This window comes from Shewanella sp. AC34-MNA-CIBAN-0136 (assembly GCF_040309945.1).
In the GTDB taxonomy this organism is placed as follows: domain Bacteria; phylum Pseudomonadota; class Gammaproteobacteria; order Enterobacterales; family Shewanellaceae; genus Shewanella.
This window is the reverse complement of record NZ_JBEOPJ010000009.1, coordinates 53,961-76,497: the sequence shown is the minus strand read 5'-3', so window position 1 is coordinate 76,497 and position 22,537 is coordinate 53,961. Positions and strand designations below refer to the sequence as shown.

Below are 22,537 nucleotides of genomic sequence, written 5' to 3'. Positions count from 1 at the left end.
CTTACCCAAAAAGAGATTACAGATGACAGACATCAAATTTGATAGCACAGGCGTAGATTGGGACAAGCAACAAGGCTTGATCCCAGCGGTTGTACAGCACCACCTAACGGGCAAAGTCCTCATGCTAGGTTACATGGACCAAGCTGCATTAGAGAAAACCTTAGCCACCAAACAAGTCACTTTTTTTAGTCGTTCTAAACAACGTTTATGGACCAAAGGCGAAACCTCAGGCAACACGCTTGATCTCATTGCTATCGACAAAGATTGCGACAACGACAGTTTTCTAGTTCAAGTTATTCCTAACGGCCCAACTTGTCACACTGGGACAGAAAGCTGCTGGAAAGATGGTAACGCGCATCCTTTTATCGATAATCTAACCAAGTTGATTATTTCACGTAAAGGCCAAAGTGCTGAGTCAAGCTATACTGCCTCGCTATTTGAACGTGGTACTAAGCGTATCGCCCAAAAAGTCGGTGAGGAAGGTTTAGAAACTGCGCTTGCTGCTGCGACTCATGATAAAGAGGAGCTTGTGAATGAAGCCTCTGATTTGATGTATCACTTAATCGTGTTACTTGAAGACCAAGGCTTATCGATGGCTGATATTAATAAAAACTTATTAGATCGCCACAATAAAGCCAAGTAGTTTTCGAGTTCTTCTGCATTAAATAGAAAAAGACGCTACGGCGTCTTTTTTGTTGATATACATTGATATAAAAATGGTTTTATTTACATTTTATGACTTTGAGTTATCGTCAAATTACCATTAACATGCAAATCACGTTGTGGGTATGCTATCACCACATTATTCTCGTTAAATAGTTCATACATTCTAAAGCGAATTTCGCTACGACGGCGGCGGATATCCGTTTCTGACACTGCACTGACCCAGAATATTAAGTCGAAAATCAATGCGTTGTCGCCAAAGTCCTCAAATAAGACAGAAGGTTTAGGTTGCGGCAGAATATCATCCCGTTCAGCAATAACTTGATAAATCAGCTCACGTACTTTAATCACATCCGAACCGTAAGCGACACCAACACGAACAAATGTACGTGCATTTTTATCGATCAAGGTCCAATTAGTTACGGTATTTTCCAGTAACTGACTGTTAGGCACTAGCATGTGCACCCCGTCATTTCGGCGTATCAAGGTTGAGCGAGTATTAATACACTCCACTACTCCACGGGCTTCACCGACTTCTAAAAAGTCACCGATACGGATTGGCCGTTCCCACATTAAAATCCAACCACTGATAAAGTTATTGATAATGTTTTGTGCACCAAAACCGACCCCAATGGCTATCGCACCAGACACAAACGCAAATGCCGTTAATGGAATATTTAAAATTTCCATACTGGTAAACACCAGCACCGCAATACTGATAATAAAATACATGCGAGTGAACAGGTGAATTGCATCTGCGCCCACTTTACGACGTTTTAGTGCTTTAACAATCAATCGCCCAACACGAGTGATAATAAACCACGCTAAAAATATGTAGAGAGGCACTTGCAACAGCTGCAATAAGGTGATGTGATGATTATCATAAGTGAATACCACAAACGATAAAGCCGCTAATAACTCATTAAAATCCATATAAACCTCTTATTATTATTGTGTTCATATCATAGTAGTCGTTATATTTTAGTAAAATTCTTGCTCGCCCGGAGGACGAGTTTTAAGTAATTTCAAAAACCACATATATTGCTCTGGATAAGCATTAATGACTTGTTCAACCACTTTGTTTAATGCGATAGCTTCGTTTTCTTTGCCAATCATTTCATCAGGATTCACCGCTGGCATCACTGTCATAATAAATTGTTTAGCTTGTTGATCGTATCCTATTTTAACAGGCATAACTTGTGCATTGCCGGCTTGAGCTAAGCGCCCTACCACGGGTAACGTCGCTTTAACAGTACCCATAAAAGGTGCAAACACACTTTGTTCAGGGCCTAAGTCTTCATCTGGTAAATAGAAAAAACTGTTATCATTTTTTAACTCTGCTAACAATGCTCTGATGCCTGCTTCACGCATATACACGCGACCATTTTGACTGCTGCGCATCCGGTTACTAAACCAATTAAATAACCCATTGCGATGAGCCTTAGCCATAGTCACTAAAGGTATTTCCATGTTAATACGAAGACCTGCGTACTCCATCGGCCATACATGCGGCATGATGAAAATAATCGGCTGCTTAGCATCGCGAGCTGCTTTAACATGCTCAAAACCGTTAAGTTGAATACGTCGTTTAAGGTGCGCGGTAGAACGAATAAGCAGCTCTGCTTGCGATAATAAAGTAATGACAAATGTCTCAACATTTTTTTTGATTAATTCATCGACTTGTTCAGCTGATTTTTCTGGAAAACAATGGGTAATGTTCACCTTTGCTATTCGCAATGGTTTTTTGGCCACTTTCATCACGACTCGAGCCAATAGTCTCGCAATGGGATCTCTTACGCTTGCGGGAAGTACGCCAAATAGAAACAACACAGCGATAGCTAGCCATGTTCCCCAGTAACGAGGATGCAATAGTGATTTATTAAAGCGAGTATCAAAATATTTTGCTTGTCGTGCCAAAAGAAACTCCAAATAAACTGACCGTGACCCACGGTAAAAAATCATATTATAACGAAGGCATTATACTAGTGATTAATGAGTGTGAAACAGAAATTATACCAGACAATAGCAAACGTCTTTGTTGCACAGCTTACTCACACCTATTTTAGAACAGCCTGGGCAAGATTTATCGAATACACTGGTTACCATGCCAATATCAAGCTGATGCAGCAAACGGTGGGTTACATTCACCAAATTCAAAAACAAAAGAGCCACTCAATTAAGAGTGGCTCTTCGTAATACAGATCCGTTCGGATTGGCGTATTAACTAGTGAACTATTTTTTACCCGAGTTTGCCGCTTCGACACGTGATTTTAACTTCTGTCCAGGACGGAAGGTAACAACACGGCGTGCAGAAATCGGAATATCTTCACCAGTTTTCGGGTTCCTTCCCGGTCTTTGATTCTTGTCCCTAAGGTCAAAGTTGCCAAAGCCAGATAACTTGACCTGCTCACCACTTTCGAGTGCTTCACGAATTTCTTCAAAAAAAGACTCAACCATCTCTTTAGCCACACGTTTGTTAATGCCCAATGTTTCAAAAAGATGTTCTGCCATTTCGGCTTTGGTAAGTGCCATACTTTAATCCCTCAACGATGCGTTGAACTCGGTCTTTAGAGCCGATACCACTGATTCCATAGTCTCAGTAATATCTTTATCTTCAAGTGTACGAGTAGTGTCTTGTAACGTAAGTGCGATGGCTAGGCTCTTTTTGCCTGGCTCAACACCTTTACCTTGGTATACATCGAACAAGTTTAAGCCAACCAACTGATTTTCGCCAACTTTTCTTATCAAATTCATAACATCAGTTGCAGAAACTGTTTCATCTACTACTACCGCGATGTCGCGACGATTGGCAGGAAACTTAGATACAGCTTGGGCTAGCGGCAAACGGGCGTGCAATAATGCATCCAGTTCTAACTCAAAAACAATTGTTTTTCCATTGAGTCCAAACGGCTTTTCCAAACTAGGATGGATAGCACCGATGTAACCAATGACTCGATTATTTCGTAATATTTCAGCACATTGACCTGGATGCAGCGCAGGATGTGTTGCCCCTCTAAAGCTAAATTCTGTAGAGGCAACTGTCAAGCCGATTATTGCTTCTAAATCACCTTTTAAATCAAAGAAGTCGACAGTTTTCGATTCCATTGACCAATGTTCTTCGTTTTGAACACCGGAAATAACCGCGCCCAGCATAGCTTGTTGACGAACTCCAGAATCTGCTTGTGCATCAGGAACAAAGCGTAAACCGGTCTCAAATAAACGTACTCTATTTTGCTGACGGCTCTGGTTATAGCCTACTGCGGTCAATAATCCAGTAAACATTGATAAGCGCATTGCTGACATTTCGACAGAAATCGGGTTAGGCAATACCATGGCTTCTTCGCCAGGATGAACAATGTTCTGCATCTTAGGGTCGACAAAGCTGTAGGTCACCGCTTCTTGGAAACCACGAGCCACAAATATACTGCGCACACGTTTTAACGAAATATCCGCTTCTTTGTGATCTGGCATGCTTAACGCCGCTTGAGGGGCGATATTAGGAATGTTGTTGTAGCCGTAAATGCGGGCGACTTCTTCGATTAAATCTTCTTCAATCGCCATATCAAAGCGATAGGTAGCCGTTGTCACATGCCATACATCACCGCTGGTCTGCACGCTAAAACCTAAACGTTCTAGAATTTCAACCACGTCAGAATCTGGAATAAAGTGACCTAAGCTTTTATCTAACTTGCTACGACGCAAAGTGATATTAGCGGCTGCGGGCAAATGCTCAGCAGACACGGCTTCAATCACCTGCCCGGCTTCACCACCACAAATATCTAATACAAGGCGTGTAGCGCGGTCCATAACCTTATGTTGCAACTCAGGGTCTACACCACGTTCAAAACGGTGTGACGCGTCTGTGTGTAAGCCTAAGCGACGAGATTTACCCATGATGGCTAATGGTGCAAAGAAAGCGCACTCTAAAAGAATGTCTTGGGTGTTTTCATTCACACCGGTACTTTCGCCGCCAAACACACCCGCAAGCGCAACCGCTTGTTTATCGTCTGCAATCACTAAGGTATCGCTTGGAACGGTAATTTCGTTGCTATCCAGTAAGGTTAGCTTTTCAACACCATCAGCTAAACGCACGGTAATACCGCCGTTTAAGGCATTTAAATCAAACGCATGCATTGGCTGACCAAATTCGATCAACACATAGTTGGTGATATCAACGATGGGATCAATTGAGCGAATACCACTACGACGCAATTTTTCTTGCATCCATAATGGCGTAGCAGCCTTAACATTGATGTTTTTAACCACACGGCCTAAGTAACGTGGGCACAAATCTGGTGCAACAACATTAATGCTAAACGGCGCGTCGATAGTGGCCGTTACCGCTTCCCAGGAAGGCTCTGTCACTGCTTGGCGATTTAATACACCCACTTCGCGTGCAAGCCCTGCCATGCCTAAACAATCAGCGCGGTTAGCCGTTAAATCAACATCAATAATGGCGTCATCTAATTGCAAGTATTCACGCACATTGACGCCTAAAGGCGCATCTTGTGGTAATTCGATAATGCCATCACTTTCGATGTCCATACCTAACTCGCCATACGAGCACAACATGCCCATTGACGGTTGACCACGTAACTTGGCTTTTTTAATTTTAAAATCGCCAGGTAACACAGCGCCAACCATCGCTACAGCCACTTTTAAGCCTAAACGGCAGTTTGGTGCTCCACAAACAATGTCAATAAGCTCATCGCCGCCAACATTGATTTTGGTGACGCGTAATTTGTCTGCATCTGGGTGTTGGCCACATTCAACCACTTCGCCAATAATAACACCGCTAAAATCGGCAGCTACGGCATCAATACCGTCAACTTCAAGACCGGCCATGGTGATTTGGTGTGATAATGCGTCACGACTTACTGATGGGTTAACCCACTCACGAAGCCAAGATTCACTGAATTTCATCTAATTTTTGCTCCGTTATTTGAATTGCTTAAGAAAACGTAAATCGTTTTCGAAGAAGGCACGTAAATCATTTACGCCGTAGCGCAACATGGTTAAACGCTCAACACCCATACCAAAAGCAAAACCAGAGTATTTTTCAGGGTCAATACCCACACTGCGCAATACATTTGGATGTACCATGCCACAGCCTAATACTTCTAACCACTTACCGTTTTTTCCCATCACGTCTACTTCGGCTGAAGGTTCTGTAAATGGAAAGTAAGATGGGCGGAAACGTACTTCTAAGTCTTCTTCAAAGAAGTTACGTAAAAAATCATGCAAAATGCCCTTAAGCTCGGCAAAGTTAACGTTTTCAGCAACCATTAACCCTTCAACTTGGTGGAACATTGGCGTGTGAGTTTGGTCGTAATCATTACGATAAACACGGCCTGGAGAAATGATCCGAAGTGGCGGCTTTTCATGTTCCATCGTGCGAATTTGTACGCCCGATGTTTGGGTGCGTAACATCACTTTAGGATTAAAGTAAAAAGTGTCATGATCAGCACGAGCAGGATGATGCTCAGAAATATTTAACGCATCGAAATTATGGAAATCATCTTCGATTTCAGGACCTTGCTTAACAACAAAGCCTAACTCACCAAAGAAGGTTTCAATACGTTCGATAGTACGCGTAACCGGATGTAAACCACCGATATCTAAGGTACGACCGGGTAAAGTCACATCAATATTTTCAGCAATTAATTTGGCTTCTAACTCAGATGCTTTTAATCCGTCAATACGCTCAGTCAACTGCTGTTGAACGGCTTGTTTAGCTTGATTGACTGCGGCACCAAAGGCAGGTTTTTCTTCTGCACTTAATGATCCCATCATTTTCATCATGTCAGTGATTTTACCTTTTTTACCAAGGTAATCGACACGGATATCATCCAATGTCTTTAGATCACTGGCCTTATCAATGACTTCTAAGGCTTGTTCTACGATCTCGGTTAACTGCTGCATGTTATCATCCACTGCATTTTTGCATTTAAATGCGATTGGGCGTCTTGTCGGCTATGCGAGTACACAAAAGTGATAACTCGGTAGTGAGTGACGACGCGGTAGTTTGACGCTTATTATGACAAATAAACCATCAAAACTGGGGTTAAAATAAAAGAGTGAAATTTTACGTTAGCGAGTCTAAATTTACTAGTCATTATTGGTATATTTAATGGCAAATAGTTGTATTTAACTACAATTACCCCTCTTAGTGTGTATCGGTGACGACAAGTAATAAGCTAACAGTCTTGCTAAGCAAAATCGTCGGTCTGCTGATGATGAGAATAGATGAATGTCTATTGAGCTTGCATGCAACAATTTAGTGCCGTTGAACAGTCATCATAAAGGTCGGTTTACGCGGATAAAACACAATAAAAAAGGCGCATGTTGCGCCTTCTTCATTATTTTCCGTGAATATTTATTCACATATCGACAATATTTACCTATCTAAAATTGAGTGTTGCAGTGTCTTTTTCATCGTCATTATCGACTACCGTCAGTGACACAGCTTTATCGCGACGACTGAAACTAAACGCGATTGGCCCATGTGCTTTTCGACCATTATTAAATAGCCAGTTTTGACGTTTAATAAAACCGTCTTGGTCATAGCTCGTTGAAATAAATAATTTCATAAACCATAAGTTAACCAAGTGTATTTGTGCAGTTGGCGCAATATTAGCCGGTTCAACAAGCACATTTATGGTTTTCACGGTTGTCACAACCTCACCTTTATTGTCAGTAACAGTAAGCTGAACTTGATAATTACCTGATTGCAGATATTGATGTGAAGCCGTTTCTCCATTAGCAACGGTACCATTAACGATAGTACCATCACCAAAATCCCATTCTAATGACGTAATATCACCATCATTATCAACAGAGGTAGACTGAACCTGTAGTTGGCTACCATTGATTTGATGATCAAAACTGGCGATTGGGAGCTCATTTTTCACCTCAAATTGCAGTGAAACAATCACAGGATCATGGTCTGAAGAGCGGAAGCCATCAGCTTGATACAAATCTTGTATCTGAGCAGCAGATTTAAACTCTTGGTTATAATCAAGGATCCTTGGCTCGTCAGCATTGATGTGCCATTCCGTTATGGCTAATACATTATCCAATAACGCTTGGTTTGCTAATGCATGGTCTAATTGGCCTGACTCACCCGAGAACACATAGGAGTATGAATTAACACTGCCAAGATGCTCATTTAATTCGCTATAGCCATGGCTGGCAAGTTGAGTGAGTGGATTTTCTTTGGCATAAGCATTTAAATCACCCATTACCAAGATTTTTTGCTCTGGATACTGCTCCATTAACCATTGCCCAATAGCATCTGTTGCCCGGGTACGGGTTAAATTACAGTTACCTTGGCCATCCAATAAATCAGGATCATTGTTACTGTCGCAACTACTTCCTTTTGATTTTAAATGGTTTACGGCGACAACAATGCTGCCCTCACGGCCATTGAGCATAAATGATTGCGTTAACATCGGACGGTTTTTACCGTCATCAAACAATGCCGCGCCATTTCCATCAACAGGCGAATTAGCTGAAGATAATATTTGAGCATCACCTGTTGGAGTGATTTTATCAGCACGGTAGATCATTCCCACAGCAATTGCATCGGAACCTATTTGTGCCACTGAAGGCACAACATAAGCGTATACCTCCGCTCCCATAGCTTGGTTTAATCCGCTGACTAAGTCGTTAATGGCTGAATCACTACCATAGCCGTCATTTTCAATTTCCATTAAACCAAATACATCAGCGTTAATCGCATGCATTGCACTGATAATTTTCACGCGTTGACGCTCAAATTCAGATAATGTGTCGGCGCCGCGATCAGTCGGAAATCCATTGCCGTTGCCATCACCGTTGAAATAATTAAGCACATTGAAACTGGCGACACGAAGATCTGCGCCAAGCGCTAACTCTGGAGTAGATTGTCGCGGGTTACTTTGCACTACATTGACCACTTGAGTTGGCATCACACGATATTGGCTAAAGCCATAATGCATAATACCCTCGAGCCCGGTAACAGAATCGCCTACCCGTAAGGTATTTGAGGCTGATAACCCAGGAGCTGGATAAGGTATCTGTTCAGGATTTTGGCTGGTTAAGCCATCATCCAACAAGATACTATCTCTGGCATTCGCTTCAGTCACTGCCAGCGCTGCTGCACCAGGTAAAGCAACTTGAGTACCGATAAAATGGCGACTACTGCCTAATGATACTTCACCATAACGGCCTAAGTTATACACTTCATTGACCACCAGAGATTGATCGAATATTACTCGCATGCCTTCAACACGCTCAAGTTGTTGATTGTCGGCTAACGGCAATGTGACAGTAGCAACCACAGGCAATGGTAGGTTAGTACCACATAACGCAAATTGAGTCACATTAGACAACTGAGTTGTGCCTTGATATTCGGCAACAGAAGCTTGTAAACGAATTCTATCACCGGCATTCACGTCAAGTGATTGATTACCGCTGTAAACAAAAATACCTTCTGAGGTGTTAATGTCAGCATCGACTTCGCTGTCAGCCATTTGGATAAATATACCCTTTAGCCCAGCTTGTTGATTACTCGTCACAATCGCTTCAACCACCACGTCTGAACCCACTAGAGGGCTTGTGTCATCCATCCCTTGAATGTCATGGATTGCGACTGCGCTTTGTGAACAGACAAATTCTATTGGCTCAGTTGGATCTACTGGGTCTACCGGATCTGTTGGACCTGAATCATTACCCGCGAAAACACCTAAATCGCTGATGTCATCTTGAGCAAAACCTTGCCAGCCAGTAAATGTGACTTCGTCGTCAATGATGGTATCGGCAATTAATTGAGTGGCGTCACGATGAAGAGTATTGTTTTGGGTCGATAAATCACCTGTTCCCCATTGTGAACCGGGGTCTGTACCCACTTGTCCTAGGGAGTCGATCACTACGCTATTGTGACTGAGTACAATGGCATCATCACCATTAAAAAAGCTCGCAGTACTAATCTGTTGGGCAAGCGCAAGGATTTCTGCTGATGCATCATTATCGGCAATAACAAACGTTGAGTTGGCTGCAATATTACCATCCAATGTAATATTGGTTGCCGCTGCGGTATTGCCATTAAAATAAAATGACAACACATAATCACTCAAATCTATCGCTGTCGAACTTGGATTGTACAATTCTATAGCTTTGTTATTACTGCTGCCTTCTATGTACTCTGAAATAAGCACATCTTGAGCAGCAACATTGAATACCATTAAAGATGATATCGATATCGCGAGCAACGACTTTTGAACTAACATAGTGAACCCCTATTCATTATCCATAAATCCAATGAGTTAATTTAATTATTCAATTGATATTTTATTGCTTGGTATAACCTCAGCTCGGAATAACCGTTGTAATAAACAGATAAAGATCCGTTTATGTTCAAATCATCAATATCAAGCTTGCCATTGTTTTGCTAACAAACCGTATTGACGAATCAATAGTGTGCGAGTTGTAAGTTGATACAACAGCGATAGCGAAATAAGCGCATGTTTGATAAGCATTTATGATCCCGCGTTGAGGCTACATAGCTCAATCAGCGCTTACTATAACGATTACGGATGACAATAAGGTTGCAAAGATGTTGCAGTGAATACAAAAGCAATTTCAGTCAACAACCGCGCCTAACTACCGCTTATTCACACACCTCTTTCTACGATCTTTTTTGGTTACCTAGGCGTGAAAAACAGCCAAAAAAATACCGCTCATATTGAGCGGTATTGTTAGCTGATGTTATTGAACGATGTTATTGACCAGCGTTATTGACCGATGTTATTGACTGATGTTATTGACCAATAATAAGCAATTAATGCTTTTTAGACACATCAACCATATAGTGACCTTGTAACCAATTTCGGCCAATTAATAATTTATAACCCATTTTGGTACGGTCTTTAAGATTCACATCGACTATAAATTCATGACGAGGTTCACCAACACTTAACCTCACCATATAACGCCTTTCTGTACCTTGTGCATTACGAATTAACGATGTGCCCCGAATTTTGGTGCGAACATCAGCTTTTTCGCCTTTTTCATTCGCTGTGGTGAACGTAATCATCTTACCGATGTTATTTTCAATGTTCACTTTGTCTTCATTTTCGACTCGAATATTAACTGCATGTAATGAGTTTTCAACGGCGCCAGTATCTATACGCGTATTGTACATTAAGCCAGTTTGCTTAATGCTCAGCTCAGCTAAAGGGCCAATGGTCTTTTTGTCAGAAACATCCACAATGTAGTTATGTTTTAAAAAGTTACGCCCAATAAGTAATTTGTAATTCATGTGGCTACGATCGCGTAAGTTAACATGAATATTATGCAATTGTTCAGGAGAACCTATATCAAGCTTCACCATGTAACGAGTTTCAATACCTTGAGAGTTTTTCACCCTTGAAGTACTGACAATTTCGGCTTGAATGCGTTTTTTCTCACCACGTTCATTTTCAGTAGTGAATTCAACAATTTTACCAACATTGCTTTTCATTTTTTTGGATGCACCGCCAAGGATTTCTAAATTGACAGCGTGCAGTGAAGTGTTCACGGCACCTGTATCAATGCGAGCATTATATTGTAGTCCTGACTTAGCGACGGTCATGGTTTCAACTTGACTTAAAACGGTTTTATCACTCGCAAAAACAGATATAGAAAGCAAACACAGCAGAGTCGAAATCACAATTCTTTTAAACATGATCAATCCCAAAAAATCCACAAATCGCTTTAGTAGCGGCTAGTTTTATGTACGTTTATTGCAATAAATGATCAACTTCTTGATCGAATAAATTTTTAATCAGTCCTGAAAACTCAGTAATAAAAATGCTTTGTTCGGGGGTGGCTTGTTGATTGGCTACAGAGGCTAAAATCTCTTCTAAGTCATATACAATCGCGTCAATTTCGCGGATCACCATATTACGTTGTGCAAATGATAATTGCGGGTTTTGCCCACATACCATAATGATCTGAGCAGATAACTGCTCTTCAAACAATTCCATGACAGTTTCCGTTGCAGCGGCATTACTCTCAGACGACTCAAATAGCCCTAAATGTTCAGTTAAATACTGAATTAAATGCATGTATCCGTCTTTGTCAGTAACCATTTCATACCACCTTTCTTAAAAACGACTTAACAGGAAATGGCTCCCAACCTGATGATTGAAAACCATTAATAACCACATATAACTATTGCGCTAAGGTTAGCACAAATGACACTGGCACCGCTAAGCTGATACTCGGCAATCCCGCCATTTCTTTAAGTTTTTCGACACCGGACACTAAACCAAATTCACTTGCTTGAACAATCACTGGCGCTAAGCTTGAAATCACCATTTTCTTATCCGACAATTTAGCGACTAACACATCAAAGCTCTTTTGTTGTTTCTGACCATGTAGCTTAATGGTTGCTTCAACTTGCGTCGTTAGCGTGTCACCGACTTTTAATCCGGCTAGCAATTTAGGGTTAACCACTGCATCCAAGGTTAACTTAGGAAACTGTGCCACTTCAAATAACACTGCTTGCATTCGTTGATCACGAACTTCTATTCCGGTATCAACACTGGTTAAATCAATCGATAAAGAAAATGCACCAGCATCCGTTAATGAACCTGCAACTTGTTTAAAATGATGCACTTCAGCAACATCGGCTTTCTTAATCGAAATGAAGCTCACCCGAGAATGATCTTGATTGACTTGCCAATCGCCTGCCATCACTGATGTACTCAGCAAGCTCGCGGCTAATAATGGTAACCATTTTTTCATCGTAAAGTCCTTTGTATAGAAAGTAAGATTAACAATAAATAAGTATAGAGTAATCTTTGGTTATATCTTGCTGGGGATCAATCTAGCCAGCCATTTGTCTAACGCTTGTGCAAAAGCATGTTTATCCGTTTGCGAAAAACTGTTCGGACCACCAGTATGGATGCCACTGCTGCGCATTTCTTCCATAAAATCGCGCATCGTCAGAATCTGTTTAATATTTTCAGCTGTATACACCGTACCACGAGGGTTTAATACTAGTGCGCCTTTATCAACCGCATCAGATGCCAGAGGAATATCAGCAGTGACGACTAAGTCCCCTTTGACGACTTGTTCCACAATGTAGTTATCTGCTTCATCAAAACCCGAACTCACCCGTATCATGCTAACTAAGGGCGAAATAGGCACTTTAATCATTTGATTGGCCACTAACACTAATCGAACCGATTTACGCTCAGATGCCCTAAACAACATTTCTTTAACTGGGTTGGGGCAAGCATCAGCATCAACCCAGATTTTATTGGTTATCACCGCAAAATGCTCCACTTCATTAACACTCATTAAGGTGCCAACCGATCAATATTCCAATCCGCATCGGTTTTAGTGTAAATAAATCGGTCGTGTAACCGATGTTCACCACCCTGCCAAAACTCAATGCTAGCTGGTCGCACTAAATATCCACCCCAAAACTTAGGTAGTGGAACCTCACCTTGGGCAAATTTAGCTTTCATTTCAGCAAATTTACCTTCTAACGCCTGTCGTGCGCTAATCTTGCTTGATTGTTTAGATACCCAGGCAGCAATTTGGCTGTCTTTTGGTCTAGACATAAAATATTTCGCCACGTCCAACATAGATAATGGCTCCGCTTGCCCTAATACAGCCACTTGACGTTCAAGTGGATGCCAAGGAAACAGTAAACTGACTTTACTGTTAATCGCAATTTGTTTTGCTTTGCGGCTTTCTAAATTAGTAAAAAACACAAAACCGTTATCATCAAACTTTTTTAATAACACAATACGTTGAAATGGCTGGCCATCTTCGTCTACCGTCGCGACACACATGGCCGTTGGGTCAGTAAGTTGGGCATCTTTTGCCTGTTGCATCCATTGTTCGAATAGATCCATTGGGTTAACAGGCAAATTCGCTCGTCTTAATCCGCCTTGGGTATATTCACGGCGAATATCACTTAAATCACTCATATTGGTTCCTCATTAAACCTTGCTGGACCTATTCTACGCTGAGCAGACACAAAAAAGCCAACGTCAACTCGTTGGCTAATGTGTTTAATTACAAAGTTGAAATTACTTTTTAATTAAGCCTTTACCTTCAGCCCACACCTGTAGCATTTCAAGGCCCAGTGTTGCTGCAGCTAGCGGGGTAACATCGGTATAATCATAAAAGAGTGCTAGTTCTACAACATCCATGCCGACAATATTTAAACCACGTAAGCCACGAATGATCTCGCTAGTGAACTTACCACAAACGGGCGTAGCGGTTGCAAAAGCTGGGTCTAAACATAAACAGTCAATGTCGAATGTCGAATGCGACGTATAACGGCATATCGCCAACACGCATAATTAACTGTTCAACCATTTGTTGAGCGGTTAAGTTATTGGCGAATCACTTCAAAGCCATGACCTTTTTTGTGCTATTCAGTACGAATAGCAATTTGCATTGAATGCTCAACATCAATAAACCCCTCACGCAGAGCATAGTAAAACATTGTCCCGTAGTCGTACCGTACTTACTGCCTTGGCGGTATCTGTGTGGGCATCAAAAGGTAAACCAATAACAACGTCTGCGTCAGACTCTGCGGGTTTGAAATCAAGCGGTTGGCGTAAATAGCCACATGGGTTTGAATAATACGAATAATCAAATTTTTCTACGAAAGTAGTTATAAACAATCAAAAGATGGCAACTGTTGATAATTATAATAGTGTAGGGCTCAGCAGTTCTGAGCAATCTTGCTGATAGTGGTTAAAGTGTATAGTGAAACCTTGCTCGATTGGCATCGCGCAATGGCTTAAACACAAATAATTTAAAAAGGGTTTATTGGCAATATGACTATTAAAGCCAATAATGTCACAGCTACTAGGCTGCAATAATCTTACCAGTTCAGCAAAAACATCAACCGGCGTTGAGCTAAGATCAATGTTAGTTTCAACACTCACATATGAGCTATTTTCTTGTGGTGTAATGTGTATTGTAAAATATTCAGCACCGCGAATACCGTTTATTGAATAACCTAACGGACTGAATAAATACTGATCAATACTAAAACCATTAAATAATTGTTCCAGTTGCAGCATCTGACTAATTTGAACAGTTGATTGCTGCTCACCACGTAAATAATCAGCTACTGCACCAGAAATATGGTACATCAGCAGTTCATTGGTAGTATCGAGCTGGCTAGCTTGATAGTCTTTGTTGGTCGAAAATATATAGTGATGATGGCTATCTAAATGACCCATTCGATAGGCCTGCCCAGCAATAAACTGCCTTAATCTAAACACATCATCGATAAAGGAAGTTGCTTGTAAATGGGCATAGTATTCATTTTTGCGTTGATAACAAATGTACGCAATCGCCTGTTCACTTAAATGTTCAATGCAGTAGCATGCAGATTCTACCAACGTGCTAGCCCCGCAAGTGAGCATAACGATACGATCATCCCAAACAAATAAACTCGATTCACTCAGCAAATAAGCATCACAATATTCATTACTTATGGAAGATAAAATGTCTGCATTTGAGGCAGCAACGAGCCCCAGCCAAAATGTTCGATCTAAGGATCGTAATTTAGGCGCTGATTCATTAACAATAATCTCTAACTTTTTCTCTGAACCTTCAAAAAACATGTGTAACTACTCAGCACTTATTCTAATTAGAGATGTTTGTATAAAAATGTAATGTCTCATGGTTAAGCCATATATGCGCAGTTAAAAGAGAAAAAAGCGTAGTTTAGCGGTTTAAATAAGCATTTCCCAACGATAAAATAGGCTTAAATAGAACTGCCTGAATAATTACAAATATGTTAGCAACTTAAAAGCCTAGCGACCTGAGATCGCTAGGCTTTTTTAATAACAAGCTAACATCACTTAGTCGATAAGATTAAAAATCTTCTAAGTAAGTGTAACCCTTAAGCCCTAACTGTAACTCTTCTAGAATACTGGCACGCTCTTCTTCAACTATATGCTGATTTACAAGCTCTTCATAAGTGCGCATAAAGTCAACCGCATCTAAGTTTACATAACGTAAAACGTCAGCTACCGTATCGCCTTCTAAAACAGATTCAATCTGGCTTAATCCACGCTCATCAATGCGTACAACAGCAGAGTTAGTATCACCAAACAAGTTATGCATATCACCCAAAATTTCTTGGTATGCACCCACCATAAAGAAACCAATCAAATATGGGCTGTCGGCACTCCATGCTGGGACTGGCAATGTGGTTTCAATTCCCTGACCGTCTACGTATTGGTCAACAATACCGTCTGAGTCACAGGTAATATCTAACATAACCGCACGGCGCTCAGGTGCTTTATCTAAACCCGATAACGGCAACACTGGGAACACTTGGTCAATACCCCATGCATCAGGTAATGACTGGAATAAAGAGAAGTTAACGAAAAACTTATCAGCTAACTTTTCATTTAATTCGTCAATCACTGGACGGTGATAGCGGTTATTGTTGCTTAATAGTCCCTTCACTTCATGGCAAACACGTAAATTAGCTTGTTCTGCCCAAGCTCGGTCAGCCAAACTTAATTGACCCACAGCAAACAATGAGTGTGCTTCAGAAATATCACTTTGACTATCATGGTAAATTTCAATAATTGCACGTTGATCATATCGACCGCTGATTTCTAACCAAGATTGCCACATATTGTGGAGCAATTGCGGCGCCTCTTCACTTGGTTCCTGAATATTTTCTGGTTGATACGCTTCAGTACCAATAACATCAGTAATTAACACCGCATGATGCGCCGTTAAATGGCGACCAGATTCAGAAATAATACGCGGCATTGGTTGCTCGTACTCATTACATAAATCAGTTAATACGTTGACGATATTGTTAGCATACTCATTTAAACCATAGTTCATTGAGTTATTGCTCTGACTACGAGTACCATCGTAGTCAACCGCTAACCCGCCGCCCACATCGAAACAATCAATGCTGGCACCAAGTTGGCGCAATTCACAGTAAAAACGGCCAGCTTCACTTACGCCTTGGCGAATGTCGCGAATATTGGCAATTTGCGAACCTAAATGGAAGTGCAATAGCTGCAGAGAATCAAGCATATTAGCACTTTTTAATTCAGCTATAACTTTCAACACTTGTGCTGCAGACAAACCAAATTTAGACTTTTCACCACCGCTGGCTTGCCATTTGCCCTTGCCCTGGAAAGCCAAACGCACACGTAAACCTAAACGAGGTGTAATACCAAGCTTTTCAGCTTCAATTAATACCATTTTAAGTTCTGACATTTTTTCCAGAACGATATACACCTTATGGCCAAGCTTTTCGCCGATAAGTGCTAAACGAATGTATTCTTTATCTTTGTAACCATTACATACAATGACTGAACTGGCTTTTTGTGCCATAGCAAGTACAGCCATTAACTCTGGCTTACTACCTGCTTCAAGTCCTAACTGAGGGACTTCTTTAGATTTTTGGCTAGCTAAAATTTCTTCAACTACCGTTTTCTGTTGGTTTACTTTAATTGGGTAAACTAACAAGTAATCATTTTGATAATCGTACTTCTTAATAGCATCATTAAATGCTTCGCATAAACTTTCCACTCTATGGTGTAAGATTTGCGGGAAACGGACTAATACCGGTAACGAGACGCCTGCTTCGACCATACTTTTGGCTAGTTCATTTAAGCCGACTTTATGATCAGGATTTTGTGGGTTAGGTGACACTGTCACTTCGCCATCTTCACGAATACCATAAAAACCTTGGCTCCAGTGAGTCACGTTATAACCCGAGCGAGCATCTTCGATAGACCAATCAGACATAATTATTTTCCGTATTTGTATCAAAGTTAGCAGTTGACCAAAAGTGGCTTCTGCTTGTTAAAAATCCAGATAACACAACAATGCTATCCAAGAAATAAAAATGGTTTATTCAGCACTATGATTATGGCTGTAAAACCTGTGACAGACAAAATGAAGGCCCTATAAATTGGCTCGACATCATATCGTCATTGTTATCATGTTTCGCATCTGCTTATATAGAACATCTTACGCACAAATCCACAAAGCATGCAAATTTTGGCTGCTGAACATCAGTTCGCTGCTGTAACAAGTATTTTACTGATTACGCCTGTAGTTAGTTCACTTTTTAATTGCTAACCAACCACATTTTTAGCCTTTATAAAAACGGCGCAATTAAAACCTGCTATGCGGTGTAATGCAAGTTAATTACCGATTAATTACTATAAAAAATCATCTACAATTGTTGTCATAAATCTCAACAAACAAGGCGATAAGCCTAAATGATTTTCGATAGCGCTTAATTGGCACAACGTGAGCTTAATTTACGTGTATAATTACGTGTTTTTCTTAAGATCATCTTTTTCATTTTAAATTAAAGTAGAGTCATTCATGATACAAATCGGTAAACGTTATTCATTAGAAGTTGTTAAACAAGTTAATTTTGGGGTTTATCTAAATGCTCAAGAGCTTGGACAAGTCTTGCTTCCTAATAAATTTGTCCCTACCGGTTGTAATGTCGGTGATATGGTAGATGTGTTTCTTTACCTAGACTCTGAAGACATTGTGATTGCTACTACCCAAAAGTCGTTAGCTCAAGTGGGTGAATATGCTTATTTAAAAGTAATCGCCACGGGCCCATTCGGCGCATTTTTAGATTGGGGCTTAGACAAAGATTTACTACTCCCTTTTGGCGAGCAACATAAACCGGCAGAAGAAGGCCACTCATATTTAGTTTATGTCCATGCTAACCATGCCGACGAACGTATTATGGCATCGTCAAAACTGGATAAGTTTGTCGATAAAACAGAAGCGCATTATACCGAAGGTGAACAGGTTAATTTAATCATCGGTGGCACTACAGAGCTAGGTTACAAAGCCATTATTAACAACCTGCATTGGGGCGTAATTTACACTAATGAAGTTTTCCAAAAATTGCGATTTGGTCAAAAAGTGACTGGTTATATCAAAACGATTCGCAGTGATGGCAAAATTGATCTTGTACTGCAAAAAGGTGATAAAGACGAGCTAGATAAAAATGCCCGGTTGATCATTAATAAATTGCGTAGCGCTAATGGTTTTTTACCACTACATGACAAAACTGATGCTGATGTCATATATGACAAACTCGGCATGAGTAAAAAAGCCTTTAAGAAATCAATTGGTGGTTTATTTAAAGCAGGTGAAATCACAATCGAAAGTGAAGGTATTCGCCTAACTGTGTGAACAATAATCGATTAGCCTCGGTAAACTAGTCCAATCCTTTGAGAAAAAGCATGCCTCTGTTATAAAAGTAATAGAATCATGCTTTTTATTAAAAGGATACTGTGTATGGAATTAACCTCACTAGAAGCTAGAGTTATCGGATGTTTACTCGAAAAAGAACTCACCACTCCAGATCAATATCCTCTGTCATTAAATTCACTCGCCTTAGCATGTAATCAAAAAAGCAGCCGCGAACCTGTGCTGTCACTGAGCGAATCTCAAGTAAAAACAGTATTAGACGATCTTACCAAAAAACGCTTACTCAGCGAGCAATCTGGTTTCGGTAGTCGAGTCGTAAAATATAAGCATCGCTTTTGTAATACTGAATTCAGTGAATTGCAGTTAAGCAGTGCGGAAGTCGCTATAATTTGTGTGTTGTTATTGCGGGGACCGCAAACACCAGGCGAACTCAAAACTCGTACCAATCGACTCCATGAATTCACTGATGTCTCACAGGTTGAAACAGCATTACTGGCATTAAGCCAACGTGAAAAGCCTTTAGTAGTTCAACTTGCTCGAGAAGCGAATAAACGTGATTGTCGCTTCCTTGAGTGCTTTAGTGGCAACGTTGATGATTATGATGTGAACAACAGTGATGCCATTGTCGTGTCGACTCACACTCAACAAACTGTACAGCAAGATTCTCGGATTGTAGAACTAGAACAAAGAGTTGAGTTGCTAGAACAAAAGCTAGCCCAATTAGAGTCGCTTTTAAACTAATTAACGCTTTACGAAACAACTAAGCAAGGAAAAGTATATGGACCGTACCGCCTCTCCATCGACGTTAACTCATATTTGGTTATTAGCCAAATATGAGTTAACCAAACGTTTTACTAACAAAAGCGGTATGATTTCATTAATCGCCTTTATGCTAATTTGGGCAATTTTATTGCTGTACCCTATCAAGAGTGCATCTGAATTTATTATGCAGCCTAACTTCAAAGACTTTACTGAAGCCCTCTTTGGGCCAGGGAGTTTACGCCATCTGTTTGAATGGCCCGTCGAAGAGTTTGCTGTGTTTTGGTTAGCTGCACTGTACCTTTTCCCCATGTTCAGTATTTTTATTGCCGCAGACCAATTTAGTTCAGATAAACAACGTGGTAGTTTGCGATTTCTAACCTTAAGAGTCAGTCGTTCCAGTTTGTTTTTTGGTCGTTTCTTAGGGCAAATGTTTATCCAATTGATGTTGATCATCTTAACGTTATTGGCAACCATCGCATTAGCATTATCACGTGATATATCTTTGTTATTGCCATCAATAACAACTAGCTTAATCGTAATGGTTAATCTAGTGATCGTATTATTACCCTACACTGCTGCTATGGCGGTGCTGTCATTACATGCAAACTCAGCAAGACAAGCCAGTATATTTGCGGTTATCTTGTGGGCTGTAGTATCAATATTTATTGCATTAATTAATATGAATTTCCCACAATTAAGCTGGTTAAACTGGATACTGCCTGGTTCGCAAATAGGTAATTTGATCAATACTCAAGGATTAGGTTCATTCGTATACGCTCCCATTCCTTTACTGCAAACTGCGGTTATTTTATTTGCTGGTAAAGTCTTAATGAGTAGGAGTGCGCTATGAGTATCATTCAATGTGACAACCTTTCTAAACAATACGGTAATAAACTTGCGCTCGACACTGTATCGTTAACGCTTACACAAGGCGCTCCCATTGCATTAGTGGGTCCAAATGGTGCCGGTAAAACAACGCTATTTAGTTTACTATGCGGTTTTATTCAACCCACCAATGGCAGTATTAGCATTTTAGGCCATAAACCCGGTAGCAAAGCGTTACAAGGACTATTGTCGGTATTGCCACAAGATGCAGCATTGGATCCTAATTTTAGTATTGTGTCGCAACTCCAGTTTTTTGCCCAATTACAAGGCATGACAGCAGCGGCAGCAAAACAAGAAGCATTAAGAGTTCTCGCCCTTGTCGACTTAAGTGACTCAGCAGAGGCGAAACCTAAAAGTTTAAGTCATGGCATGAGTAAACGAGTCTCTATTGCCCAAGCCCTCATGGGTTCTCCTAAGATTGTGTTACTCGACGAACCGACAGCGGGACTTGATCCTGCCAATGCGAAAAAAATTCGTCAAATTGTCAAAGATTTATCCGACCATACGACTTTTGTGATCAGCTCACATAACCTTGATGAACTTGAAAAGTTATGCGACCAAGTTGTCTATCTCGAACATGGCAAATTGCAGCAATCGGTATCAATTAAAGCCAGCCAAGCGACAGACTTTATCACGCTGACAATGAAGCAATGTGACATGGACAGCCTCCATCAGCAGTTATTAGGCCTTAACGATATCATTGAAGTAAGGCGTATCGGTGATGAGCAATATGTTATCGAGTACCAAAAGCAATCCGGCTTTGCCATTGAAATGCAGTTGTTTGAGCTGTTTACTGCTCACCAGTGGCAATATAAAGCATTACTTAAAGGCCGAACCTTAGAAGAAACCTTGTTTTCTTAACTCACCGCTAATGGTTAAATGAACCTTTAATGCTGACTAAAATCGGTTTTCGTAAAAAGGCTTAACAACAAACGTCATAAGCATCAGTCTCTAATGCCATCGTTTATTAATTAGTGATAACTCACCATATTAATAAACCATGGCATTTTTTAATATATTGTTTACGTATCAGGTCAATATAATGAAAATTTAATTGCTTAAAAAACCACATCAAATGAGGTATGTTAAAGTGTCTTCAATCGCTCACCCCTCCTCTACAGCGACTCTAAAACAGCAAATACTCTACATTCAAAATAACGACTAAATGCTAAGAAATCAGTCTAAATGACTAGACCCTTAAGTAAAGAAGCCTTCCCAGCAACCTCAATGCAATTAACTCAGCGTCCTTCAGTTAGTGAGCTCAACGCTAAAATCTATTAAAAGATTCTAAAATAGACAACATAAATAGGCAAAATTCATAATAATAATGATTTTATAAGCTTAGACTTAAACACGCCCATTGCTGACGTGTGTTTTAATGCGCTAATAACCTGTCGTTACGACTAATACAATCCAGATATTCAATAAGCAACGGCTGAATGAGCGTTTATAACGATGAATTCGTTGTGTATTAGTTCTGAGTCTGTTCTATATTGTATTGTCACTAAATGGCAAACAAGCCATTGCTGTTATTGTGCTTATAATACTCACCACTTTTGGCTGTTAATGTATTTACATAACAAAGACGAACTAATAAACCTCAATTCTAGTCATCTTATTAAGTTGGCTTTATGTGATGACCGTTTATGAGTGAGCCACCTTATTCTTTAGAAAAGCTAAATCTTAAGTGACGGTACAGCATATAGGGATACGCGGGTCGACTGTATAGCGTCGACAGAAGAACGGTTTTTATTATCTTTGAATGAATTTCTGGAGTCATTTTGAACTGATAATGATTTTATGCGCATAACAATATCTCTATGTGTATTAATAATATGAGAGATAAATAGATTAATGATATACAACATATGATTAGACGATTAGACGATTAGACGATTAGACGATTAGACGATTAGACGATTAGACGATTAGCATGATGACAATACACAATAAAAAAGCAAAAAAAACTGCAGCAATAAATTGCTACAGTTTTAAATCT

The 22,537-nt window shown here is 40.3% G+C and carries 19 protein-coding genes; 5 read left to right on the top strand and 14 right to left on the bottom strand.

Annotated elements, in window-relative coordinates; genetic code table 11:
• Window positions 1-22 precede the first annotated feature (22 nt).
• Window positions 23-643: a bifunctional phosphoribosyl-AMP cyclohydrolase/phosphoribosyl-ATP diphosphatase HisIE gene (gene hisIE, locus AAEY94_RS10865; RefSeq protein WP_101087557.1), complete on the top strand. Its 621-nt coding sequence runs from the start codon at window positions 23-25 to the stop codon at window positions 641-643.
• A gap of 83 nt (window positions 644-726) precedes the next feature.
• Here hisIE and AAEY94_RS10860 read toward each other — a convergent pair whose 3' ends face one another.
• The 14 genes from AAEY94_RS10860 to speA all read right to left on the bottom strand — a co-directional run bounded on the left by AAEY94_RS10860 (window position 727) and on the right by speA (window position 17,451).
• On the bottom strand, window positions 727-1,596 hold the full coding sequence (locus AAEY94_RS10860) for a mechanosensitive ion channel family protein (RefSeq protein WP_101087556.1): 870 nt from the start codon (window positions 1,594-1,596) through the stop codon (window positions 727-729).
• 48 nt (window positions 1,597-1,644) lie between these two features.
• The gene (gene lpxM, locus AAEY94_RS10855) at window positions 1,645-2,580 is read right to left on the bottom strand and encodes a lauroyl-Kdo(2)-lipid IV(A) myristoyltransferase (RefSeq protein WP_101087555.1); all 936 of its coding nucleotides are present in this window, start codon (window positions 2,578-2,580) and stop codon (window positions 1,645-1,647) included.
• 315 nt (window positions 2,581-2,895) lie between these two features.
• Complete coding sequence (ihfA, locus tag AAEY94_RS10850) at window positions 2,896-3,195, bottom strand: integration host factor subunit alpha (protein ID WP_011637176.1); 300 nt, start codon at window positions 3,193-3,195, stop codon at window positions 2,896-2,898.
• Between the two features lie 3 nt (window positions 3,196-3,198).
• Window positions 3,199-5,586, bottom strand: a complete 2,388-nt coding sequence (pheT, locus tag AAEY94_RS10845) for a phenylalanine--tRNA ligase subunit beta (RefSeq protein WP_350978796.1) — start codon at window positions 5,584-5,586, stop codon at window positions 3,199-3,201.
• A 15-nt stretch (window positions 5,587-5,601) separates the two neighbouring features.
• Window positions 5,602-6,585 carry a phenylalanine--tRNA ligase subunit alpha gene (pheS, locus tag AAEY94_RS10840; RefSeq protein WP_059745381.1) on the bottom strand — a complete coding sequence of 328 codons (984 nt, stop codon included), beginning with the start codon at window positions 6,583-6,585 and terminating at the stop codon, window positions 5,602-5,604.
• 479 nt (window positions 6,586-7,064) lie between these two features.
• Window positions 7,065-9,932, bottom strand: a complete 2,868-nt coding sequence (locus tag AAEY94_RS10835; protein ID WP_350978793.1) for an ExeM/NucH family extracellular endonuclease — start codon at window positions 9,930-9,932, stop codon at window positions 7,065-7,067.
• 551 nt (window positions 9,933-10,483) lie between these two features.
• Window positions 10,484-11,368 (bottom strand): putative ATP-dependent zinc protease, encoded by an 885-nt coding sequence (locus AAEY94_RS10830; protein WP_350978791.1) that lies wholly within the window; start codon window positions 11,366-11,368, stop codon window positions 10,484-10,486.
• A 55-nt stretch (window positions 11,369-11,423) separates the two neighbouring features.
• The gene (locus tag AAEY94_RS10825) at window positions 11,424-11,774 is read right to left on the bottom strand and encodes a DUF3802 family protein (protein ID WP_101087551.1); all 351 of its coding nucleotides are present in this window, start codon (window positions 11,772-11,774) and stop codon (window positions 11,424-11,426) included.
• 82 nt (window positions 11,775-11,856) lie between these two features.
• Window positions 11,857-12,432 (bottom strand): YceI family protein, encoded by a 576-nt coding sequence (locus AAEY94_RS10820; protein ID WP_350978789.1) that lies wholly within the window; start codon window positions 12,430-12,432, stop codon window positions 11,857-11,859.
• Between the two features lie 60 nt (window positions 12,433-12,492).
• On the bottom strand, window positions 12,493-12,990 hold the full coding sequence (locus AAEY94_RS10815) for a YaiI/YqxD family protein (RefSeq protein ID WP_101087549.1): 498 nt from the start codon (window positions 12,988-12,990) through the stop codon (window positions 12,493-12,495).
• Window positions 12,990-13,628: a pyridoxamine 5'-phosphate oxidase gene (gene pdxH, locus AAEY94_RS10810; RefSeq protein WP_101087548.1), complete on the bottom strand. Its 639-nt coding sequence runs from the start codon at window positions 13,626-13,628 to the stop codon at window positions 12,990-12,992. The genes AAEY94_RS10815 and pdxH overlap by 1 nt, the downstream gene beginning before the upstream one ends.
• A 102-nt stretch (window positions 13,629-13,730) precedes the next feature.
• The gene (locus AAEY94_RS10805) at window positions 13,731-14,000 is read right to left on the bottom strand and encodes an arginase family protein (RefSeq protein ID WP_350978787.1); all 270 of its coding nucleotides are present in this window, start codon (window positions 13,998-14,000) and stop codon (window positions 13,731-13,733) included.
• Between the two features lie 357 nt (window positions 14,001-14,357).
• The gene (locus AAEY94_RS10800; RefSeq protein WP_162022914.1) at window positions 14,358-15,287 is read right to left on the bottom strand and encodes an adenosylmethionine decarboxylase; all 930 of its coding nucleotides are present in this window, start codon (window positions 15,285-15,287) and stop codon (window positions 14,358-14,360) included.
• A 253-nt stretch (window positions 15,288-15,540) separates the two neighbouring features.
• Complete coding sequence (gene speA, locus AAEY94_RS10795; RefSeq protein ID WP_101087546.1) at window positions 15,541-17,451, bottom strand: biosynthetic arginine decarboxylase; 1,911 nt, start codon at window positions 17,449-17,451, stop codon at window positions 15,541-15,543.
• 588 nt (window positions 17,452-18,039) lie between these two features.
• Between speA and AAEY94_RS10790 the strand changes: the two genes are divergently transcribed.
• The 4 genes from AAEY94_RS10790 to AAEY94_RS10775 all read left to right on the top strand — a co-directional run bounded on the left by AAEY94_RS10790 (window position 18,040) and on the right by AAEY94_RS10775 (window position 21,399).
• A complete protein-coding gene (locus AAEY94_RS10790) occupies window positions 18,040-18,873 on the top strand; it encodes a CvfB family protein (protein ID WP_101087545.1) in 834 nt (277 codons plus the stop codon).
• A 105-nt stretch (window positions 18,874-18,978) separates the two neighbouring features.
• Window positions 18,979-19,632, top strand: coding sequence for a YceH family protein (locus AAEY94_RS10785; RefSeq protein WP_182743692.1), 654 nt, complete (start codon window positions 18,979-18,981; stop codon window positions 19,630-19,632).
• 37 nt (window positions 19,633-19,669) lie between these two features.
• Entirely contained in the window at window positions 19,670-20,503 is an 834-nt protein-coding gene (locus tag AAEY94_RS10780) for an ABC transporter permease (RefSeq protein WP_182743693.1), read from the top strand.
• Entirely contained in the window at window positions 20,500-21,399 is a 900-nt protein-coding gene (locus AAEY94_RS10775) for an ABC transporter ATP-binding protein (protein ID WP_350978784.1), read from the top strand. The genes AAEY94_RS10780 and AAEY94_RS10775 overlap by 4 nt, the downstream gene beginning before the upstream one ends.
• Window positions 21,400-22,537: the final 1,138 nt, after the last annotated feature.

Bases quoted from the DNA above. Each gene is read 5' to 3' on its own strand.
- hisIE (WP_101087557.1), top strand. From the start codon at position 23: ATGACAGACATCAAATTTGATAGCACAGGCGTAGATTGGGACAAGCAA.
- AAEY94_RS10860 (WP_101087556.1), bottom strand. From the start codon at position 1,596: ATGGATTTTAATGAGTTATTAGCGGCTTTATCGTTTGTGGTATTCACT.
- ihfA (WP_011637176.1), bottom strand. From the start codon at position 3,195: ATGGCACTTACCAAAGCCGAAATGGCAGAACATCTTTTTGAAACATTG.
- pheT (WP_350978796.1), bottom strand. From the start codon at position 5,586: ATGAAATTCAGTGAATCTTGGCTTCGTGAGTGGGTTAACCCATCAGTA.
- pheS (WP_059745381.1), bottom strand. From the start codon at position 6,585: ATGCAGCAGTTAACCGAGATCGTAGAACAAGCCTTAGAAGTCATTGAT.
- AAEY94_RS10835 (WP_350978793.1), bottom strand. From the start codon at position 9,932: ATGTTAGTTCAAAAGTCGTTGCTCGCGATATCGATATCATCTTTAATG.
- AAEY94_RS10830 (WP_350978791.1), bottom strand. From the start codon at position 11,368: ATGTTTAAAAGAATTGTGATTTCGACTCTGCTGTGTTTGCTTTCTATA.
- AAEY94_RS10825 (WP_101087551.1), bottom strand. From the start codon at position 11,774: ATGGTTACTGACAAAGACGGATACATGCATTTAATTCAGTATTTAACT.
- AAEY94_RS10820 (WP_350978789.1), bottom strand. From the start codon at position 12,432: ATGAAAAAATGGTTACCATTATTAGCCGCGAGCTTGCTGAGTACATCA.
- AAEY94_RS10815 (WP_101087549.1), bottom strand. From the start codon at position 12,990: ATGAGTGTTAATGAAGTGGAGCATTTTGCGGTGATAACCAATAAAATC.
- pdxH (WP_101087548.1), bottom strand. From the start codon at position 13,628: ATGAGTGATTTAAGTGATATTCGCCGTGAATATACCCAAGGCGGATTA.
- AAEY94_RS10800 (WP_162022914.1), bottom strand. From the start codon at position 15,287: ATGTTTTTTGAAGGTTCAGAGAAAAAGTTAGAGATTATTGTTAATGAA.
- speA (WP_101087546.1), bottom strand. From the start codon at position 17,451: ATGTCTGATTGGTCTATCGAAGATGCTCGCTCGGGTTATAACGTGACT.
- AAEY94_RS10790 (WP_101087545.1), top strand. From the start codon at position 18,040: ATGATACAAATCGGTAAACGTTATTCATTAGAAGTTGTTAAACAAGTT.
- AAEY94_RS10785 (WP_182743692.1), top strand. From the start codon at position 18,979: ATGGAATTAACCTCACTAGAAGCTAGAGTTATCGGATGTTTACTCGAA.
- AAEY94_RS10780 (WP_182743693.1), top strand. From the start codon at position 19,670: ATGGACCGTACCGCCTCTCCATCGACGTTAACTCATATTTGGTTATTA.
- AAEY94_RS10775 (WP_350978784.1), top strand. From the start codon at position 20,500: ATGAGTATCATTCAATGTGACAACCTTTCTAAACAATACGGTAATAAA.